Annotated in this window: 8 protein-coding genes and 1 pseudogene; 7 read left to right on the plus strand and 2 right to left on the minus strand. The window is 69.0% G+C overall.

The annotated features are described in order from the left end of the window. Positions 1 to 233: pseudogene (locus AC5RUJ_RS09000) on the minus strand (phosphoribosylamine--glycine ligase); the annotation flags it as partial. A 67-nt stretch (positions 234 to 300) separates the two neighbouring features. Between AC5RUJ_RS09000 and AC5RUJ_RS09005 the strand changes: the two are divergent. From AC5RUJ_RS09005 to AC5RUJ_RS09030, 6 genes are all read left to right on the plus strand, one after another. Next, positions 301 to 1,305, plus strand: coding sequence for an asparaginase (locus AC5RUJ_RS09005; RefSeq protein ID WP_494129083.1), 1,005 nt, complete (start codon positions 301 to 303; stop codon positions 1,303 to 1,305). A gap of 21 nt (positions 1,306 to 1,326) precedes the next feature. Next, complete coding sequence (locus AC5RUJ_RS09010) at positions 1,327 to 1,689, plus strand: sterol carrier family protein (RefSeq protein ID WP_494129084.1); 363 nt, start codon at positions 1,327 to 1,329, stop codon at positions 1,687 to 1,689. A 10-nt stretch (positions 1,690 to 1,699) separates the two neighbouring features. Further along, a complete protein-coding gene (locus tag AC5RUJ_RS09015; RefSeq protein WP_494129085.1) occupies positions 1,700 to 2,188 on the plus strand; it encodes a hypothetical protein in 489 nt (162 codons plus the stop codon). A 72-nt stretch (positions 2,189 to 2,260) separates the two neighbouring features. Next, complete coding sequence (gene purF, locus AC5RUJ_RS09020) at positions 2,261 to 3,814, plus strand: amidophosphoribosyltransferase (RefSeq protein WP_494129086.1); 1,554 nt, start codon at positions 2,261 to 2,263, stop codon at positions 3,812 to 3,814. Beyond that, positions 3,811 to 4,926 carry a phosphoribosylformylglycinamidine cyclo-ligase gene (purM, locus tag AC5RUJ_RS09025; RefSeq protein WP_494074000.1) on the plus strand — a complete coding sequence of 372 codons (1,116 nt, stop codon included), beginning with the start codon at positions 3,811 to 3,813 and terminating at the stop codon, positions 4,924 to 4,926. The genes purF and purM overlap by 4 nt, the downstream gene beginning before the upstream one ends. Before the next feature lie 102 nt (positions 4,927 to 5,028). After that, on the plus strand, positions 5,029 to 5,529 hold the full coding sequence (locus AC5RUJ_RS09030; RefSeq protein ID WP_494129087.1) for a 2'-5' RNA ligase family protein: 501 nt from the start codon (positions 5,029 to 5,031) through the stop codon (positions 5,527 to 5,529). A 121-nt stretch (positions 5,530 to 5,650) separates the two neighbouring features. On the opposite strand, the gene AC5RUJ_RS09035 is transcribed toward AC5RUJ_RS09030, so the two are convergent. Then, the gene (locus AC5RUJ_RS09035; RefSeq protein WP_494000679.1) at positions 5,651 to 5,881 is read right to left on the minus strand and encodes a DUF3073 domain-containing protein; all 231 of its coding nucleotides are present in this window, start codon (positions 5,879 to 5,881) and stop codon (positions 5,651 to 5,653) included. Between the two features lie 264 nt (positions 5,882 to 6,145). On the opposite strand from AC5RUJ_RS09035, the gene AC5RUJ_RS09040 reads away from it, so the two are divergent. Beyond that, a partial coding sequence (locus AC5RUJ_RS09040) for a hypothetical protein (protein ID WP_494155776.1) occupies positions 6,146 to 6,438 on the plus strand: 293 nt, incomplete at its 3' end.

Here is a 6,438-nt window from a genome sequence, read left to right on the forward strand (position 1 = left end):
ACTCCGGCGGCCAGCGGGGCCTCGGGGCCCACCACCACCAGGTCGGACTCCAGCCGCCGGGCCAGCTCGGTCACCGCCGCTGGGTCGCCCGCATCCACCTGGTGCGTGGGCACGATCTGCGCGATGCCGGCGTTGCCGGGGGCGGCATGCACCTCGGTGACAAAGGGATCGGCCAGCAGGGAACGGATTATTGCGTGCTCGCGGCCGCCGGGGCCGATCACAAGTACCTTCACAAGGAACTAGCCTACTGGTCGCGGGGCGGAGCCTCGAAGTTGTTGCACCGGCCCCTAAACTGGGTCCATGCCCGAGACATTCAAAGCCGCGGACGCCGTGGAACTGGCCGTCGTCGAACGCAACGGTTTCATCGAGTCCCGCCATCTGGGCTCCGCGGTGGTCATGGCCGCCGACGGCACCGTGGTGACCGAACTCGGCGACATCAGCGCACCGATCTTCCCGCGCTCAACGCTCAAGCCGTTCCAGGCCCTGGCCGCCATGCAGTCCGGCGTCCCGCTGCGCGGCGACCAGGTGGCCCTGGCCTGCGCCAGCCATGTGGGGTCGCTCGAGCACATGGACGTGGTGGAGGGCATGCTCAAGGCCGCCGGCCTGACCGACGCCGATCTTCGCTGCCCGCCGGCCTGGCCGCAGGACGAGCAGGCGCGCGGCTGGCTGGTCCGCACCGAACGCGGCCAGCAGCGGCTGTCCTTCAACTGCTCCGGCAAGCACGCCGCCTTCCTCTGGGCCTGCGTGGAGAACGGCTGGAATACCCACACCTACCTGGAACCGAACCACCCCCTCCAGCGCCGCGTGATGGAGGTCATCGAGGAGTACGCCGAAGAAAAGATCGAGCACATCGCCGTCGACGGCTGCGGCGCCCCGGCGCCCGCGCTGTCGTTGACCGGCCTGGCCCGGGCCGTCGGGAAGCTGGCGAAGGCTCCGGCGGACAAGAACGCCGATGCCCGCGCCGCCACCATCGCCACCGCCATGCTGGACTACCCGTGGGCGGTGCACGGCTGGGGCCAGGAAAACACCGTGGTGATGGAGCAGCTGGGGGTCTTTGCCAAGTCCGGCGCCGAGGGCGTGATGGTGATGGCCACCCCCAATGGCGTCTCGGTGGCGGTGAAAATCCTGGACGGCAGCGGCCGCGCCGGTTCCCTGATCGCGCTGACACTGCTGGCCGCCTGCGGCGCCGTCGACGTGGAGAAGGTGGGCCCGGTGCTGGAGGACGTGGTCAAGCCCGTCCTCGGCGGCGGCCAGCCGGTCGGCAGGCTGCGGTTGGCGCCGCCCATGGTAGCGCTGCTGGACTGAGCCCCGGAAGGACCTGAATCGATGGGAGTACGACGCCGGATCCCGGCTCGGGAGGGCGACGCCGCCGTGGGTGCGTGGCGCGGCGGGGCCACGGACCGTCAGACCACTGCCACGGCGGTACGGTACGCGTTGGAGGAACTGGCCGAGCGTGCGCCCGGCAACAGCGTGGAGGTGCGGGTGCCGCCGTTCGGCGTCGCCCAGTGCATCGAAGGCCCCAAGCACACCCGGGGCACACCGCCGAACGTGGTGGAAACCGACCCCGCTACCTGGCTTGCCCTGGTGACGGGGGCGCTCGGGTGGGACACCGCCGTCGCCGAGGGCAGGGTCGCTGCCTCCGGGCTGCGGGCCGAACTGGCGGACAGGCTGCCGCTCTTCGCCCGGTAGGCTGGAACGTATGACTTCTGAGCAAGAACCGGCTCGCGACCGCAGACCCATCGAGCCGGAGCGCCGCGACGTCACCGTTCGCCGGGCGCCGAAGTATGCGCCCTTCATCGCCGTCTGGGCCGTGCTGGGCGTCGTGCTGGCCGCCGTGTCTGCCTACACCGGGCCGGAGAACGCGGAGTTCACCCGCGGCACCGTTTTTGCCTTCTTGGCCGTGCTGTTCGGCCTGGCGGGCATCCTGGTTGGATCGTTGCTGTTCCTGCTCATCGACCGGGCCAGCGTCAAACGCGCGAAGCACCTGACGGCAGTTGCCGAACCCGGGCAGGAAGACTCCGCGGACCCGGCTGCGGATCCGGGCTCCGCCGACCTCCCTGCGACGCCCCGTGATCGGGACGGGAGCACCGCCGTCACCCGCGAACGGGACCGCGAAGCCGGGGCCGGAACCGAGGGCGCAACCGGGGGCGAAACCGGGGGCGGAACCGAAGGCGAACGCCAGGCGTAACCTGCCGGCAGGCCCCCGTAATCCCCGTCACCCCAGTGCGGCCGCGCGCCGGGCGCATGAGAGAATGGGCGGGTGGCACGCGGTGACGGAAAACTCTCCCATGAACTTCTTCCCGGCGAAAAGGGACCCCAGGACGCCTGTGGCGTTTTCGGCGTCTGGGCACCCGGCGAAGAAGTAGCAAAACTTACCTACTACGGCCTGTACGCCCTGCAGCACCGCGGACAGGAGTCCGCCGGTATTGCCACCAGCGACGGCAAACGCATCAATGTCTACAAAGACATGGGCCTGGTGTCCCAGGTCTTCGACGAGACCACCCTCAACACGCTGAGCGGCCACATCGCCGTCGGCCATTGCCGCTACTCCACTACCGGCGGCTCCACGTGGGCGAATGCGCAACCGACGCTGGGCGCCACCGCCACCGGCACCGTCGCGCTGGCCCACAACGGCAACCTGACCAACTCCGCAGAGCTGTACGAGAAGGTGCTGGAGAAGTTCGGCAAGCCCGACCGCGGCGAGCTGGCCCAGGGCAACACCACGGACACCGCGCTGGTCACCGCGCTCATGGCCGGCGAGGAGGGCCAGACCCTTGAGGAACGCTCGCTGGAGCTGCTGCCCAAGCTGCGCGGCGCCTTCTGCTTCACCTTCATGGACGAAGGCACGCTGTACGCCGCCCGCGACCCGGCCGGGGTGCGCCCGCTGGTGCTGGGCCGGCTGGAGCGCGGCTGGGTGGTCGCCTCCGAGACCGCTGCGCTGGACATCGTGGGCGCATCCTTCGTCCGCGAAGTCGAGCCCGGCGAATTCATCGCCATCGACGAGAACGGCCTGCGCTCCCAGCACTTCGCCGAGAAAAAGCCTGCCGGCTGCGTCTTCGAATACGTCTACCTGGCCCGCCCGGACACGTCCATCAACGGCCGCAGCATCCACGCTGCCCGCGTGGAGATGGGCCGGAAGCTGGCCAAGGAACACCCGGCCGAGGCCGACCTGGTGATTCCGACGCCGGAATCCGGGACCCCGGCCGCCATCGGCTATGCCGAGGCCTCGGGCATCCCCTACGGCCAGGGACTGGTCAAGAACGCCTACGTGGGCCGGACCTTCATCCAGCCCAGCCAGACCATCCGCAAGCTCGGCATCCGGTTGAAGCTGAACCCGCTGCGGTCGGTGGTGCAGGGCAAACGGCTGGTGGTGATTGACGATTCGATCGTCCGCGGCAACACCCAGCGGGCCCTGGTCCGGATGCTCCGTGAAGCCGGTGCGGCCGAGGTGCATGTGCGCATCTCGTCTCCGCCCATCAAGTGGCCGTGCTTCTACGGCATCGACTTCGCCAGCCGGGCCGAGCTGATCGCGAACGGCATCGGCGTCGAAGATGTCAGGGCGTCGCTCGGCGCCGACAGCCTGGGCTACATCTCCGAAGAGGGCATGATCGAGGCGACCGAACAGCCCCGCGAGCGGCTGTGCACCGCGTGCTTCACGGGCGAGTATCCGATCGAACTGCCCACCGCCGACCGCCTGGGCAAGAACCTGCTGGAACGCGGCGAGGCGGACCAGGAACACGGCTCGTGCGACCCCGGGCCTGATTCGGACCTGGAGAAGCTCCTGACCGCCGACGACAAGAAAGAGCGAGTATGACCTCCCCCGAACAGGGCCAGATCACCTACGCCAGCGCCGGCGTCGACGTAGAGGCCGGCGACAAGGCCGTCGAGCTGATGAAGGGGGCCATCAAGGCCACTCACAACGCCAACGTCATCGGCGGGGTCGGCGGTTTCGCCGGCTTGTACGACGTTTCGGCACTGCTGAAGTACCGCAAGCCCCTGCTGGCCACCTCCACCGACGGAGTGGGCACCAAGGTCGCCATCGCCCAGGCCATGGATATCCACGACACTATCGGCTTCGACCTGGTCGGCATGGTGGTGGACGACATCGTGGTGGTCGGGGCGGAACCGCTGTTCATGACCGACTACATCGCCTGCGGCAAGGTGGTCCCGGAGCGGATCGCCGACATCGTGCGCGGCATCGCCGCCGCCTGCGAGGTGGCCGGGACCGCGCTGGTGGGCGGGGAGACCGCCGAGCACCCCGGCCTGCTGGGCGAACACGAATACGACGTTGCCGGCGCCGCCACCGGCCTGGTCGAGGCCGACGACCTGCTGGGCCCGGAGCGGGTCAAGGACGGGGACGTCGTCATCGGCATGGCCTCCTCGGGCCTCCATTCCAACGGGTATTCCCTGGTCCGCAGGGTGATCAACCATGCCGGCTGGGCGCTGGACCGGCAGGTCAGCGAGTTCGGCCGGACACTGGGCGAGGAACTCCTGGAGCCCACCCGCGTCTACGCGGCGGACTGCCTGGATCTGGCACGCTACGAAGCAGCCGGTGTCCACGGCTTCAGCCATGTCACCGGCGGCGGCCTGGCCGCGAACCTCGCGCGCGTGCTGCCGCAGGGACTCATGGCCACCGTGGACCGTTCCACCTGGGAGCTGCCGGCCATCTTCAAGCTCATCGGCGAACTGGGCAACGTCCCGCAGGCCGACCTGGAACGGACCCTGAACCTCGGCGTCGGCATGGTTGCCATTGTGGACCGCGCCGGTGCCGATGCCGCCCTGCAGCGCCTGAATGAGCGCGGCGTGCCAGCCTGGGTGATGGGCCAGGTCGGTCCCGCCGACCCGTCCCTGGCCGGCATCGATTATGTCCAGGGCGCCAAGGGCGTCGACGGCGGTGCCGTCCACCTGGTGAACTCCTACGCCTAGGCCCGCCCGGACACCGGACCGCCCCTGCACCGCGAACGCGACGGTCCGGGGGCGGTTTTGTCCGGCATACCGGCCGGCCGGTCCGGGTGGCACACTGGACGGATGGGTGCGTACGTGGTGGTGGCGTTCGTCAGACCGGTGAGCGCCGGCTACGCGTTCCCGCGCAGCCGGTGGCCGCTGCACATCACGCTGGCCCGCTTCGATACCCGGGAGCCGGCCGAGGCCGTCGGTTGGCGCGTCGGCCGGGCTCTCGCCGGACGACAGGGGTTTGACGTGCGCATCGGCGCCGACGACTTTTTCGGCCGGAACGGTTCCGTCCCCGTCTCGTTGGTACAGCCGGAACCACGGTTGCAGTTGCTGCACGAAGGCGTGCTGGACGCACTCGGCGAGAATTCCCATGTGCTGAGTCCGCACCATACCCGCCGGCATTTCCGGCCGCACGTCAGCCATCAGGCGGAAGGCCGCCTCCACGCCGGCGACACCGTCCATGTGGGCCAGGCGGCCCTGGTGGACATGCGTCCTGACGGAGACCCGAGGCATCGCCGGGTGATCGAGGTGTGGCCCCTGGCGGACGCCCCGGAACCGCAGCAGTCCGGCACCTGAGTTCGGGAGTCCGGGCAGGCACTTCCGCGCACGCCATGCGCCCCCGCTAGCAGACCCCGAGAGGGTGCAGGAGGGTGAGGCTGGTGCGTGATCCCGTCCGGGAAGAAACGACCGAAGCCGGCTAGCCTACGTTGCGGCTGCCGTGGTCTTCGTCGTCGTCGTACTGATCTGCGTACTTGTCCACGTAGTCCGAGTAGTCCGGCTCATATGGCTCCTCGGAAAACGTGTCGGAGTTATGGCGTTTCGCAGCGCCGAGTTCGCGCTGGAGTGCAGTCAGGTCAGTGGCCGGGCTGAAATACTTCATGTCCCGGGCCTGCCTGGTTGCTTTTGCCTTCTGACGGCCGCGCCCCATGGCGTGACCCCCTTTGTACGTCGATCCGGAAGTGGTCGCACGACTGGCGCACGAGGTCCCGGAATAATTGATCAATTCTGTCGTACCTATAGGGTACATGGTTTTCACGACCGCTCGTGGCAGGCGAACAGTGGCCGCGAGGGGCCCCTCCCGGCTCCCGAAAGGACTAAATCGTGCAGCAACGCGGGAATGTTGGCTAAAGTCATCGTGGACCGGTTCTCCCGTTCTCCCGGAAGACAACACGCACGGAAGGCAAGTTTCCCCATGAGCGAACAGGACAAGCGGCCTGACGACGACGGGAGGCCTCCGCTGGAGCGCCCCGAGAGCCCCGAGGTACCCGACCCCAGCCTGCACATCAGCGCGGACGAGGTGGAGCTGGCCGAGCCAACCCTGGGGCAGGCGAGCATCAGCGAGGATGCCGCGGCCGAGGCCGACCTGGCCAAAGCTGCCGCCGAAGCCGAAGAGGTGGAGAAGGAAGCCGATGCCGCCGGCCAACTGGTGGGCGGCACCCGGGAGGACCGCGCCGTCAAGGCCCGCGGCACCGCGCCCGCGGGAGC

The sequence above is a fragment of the Arthrobacter sp. Y3223164 genome, from assembly GCF_059091005.1.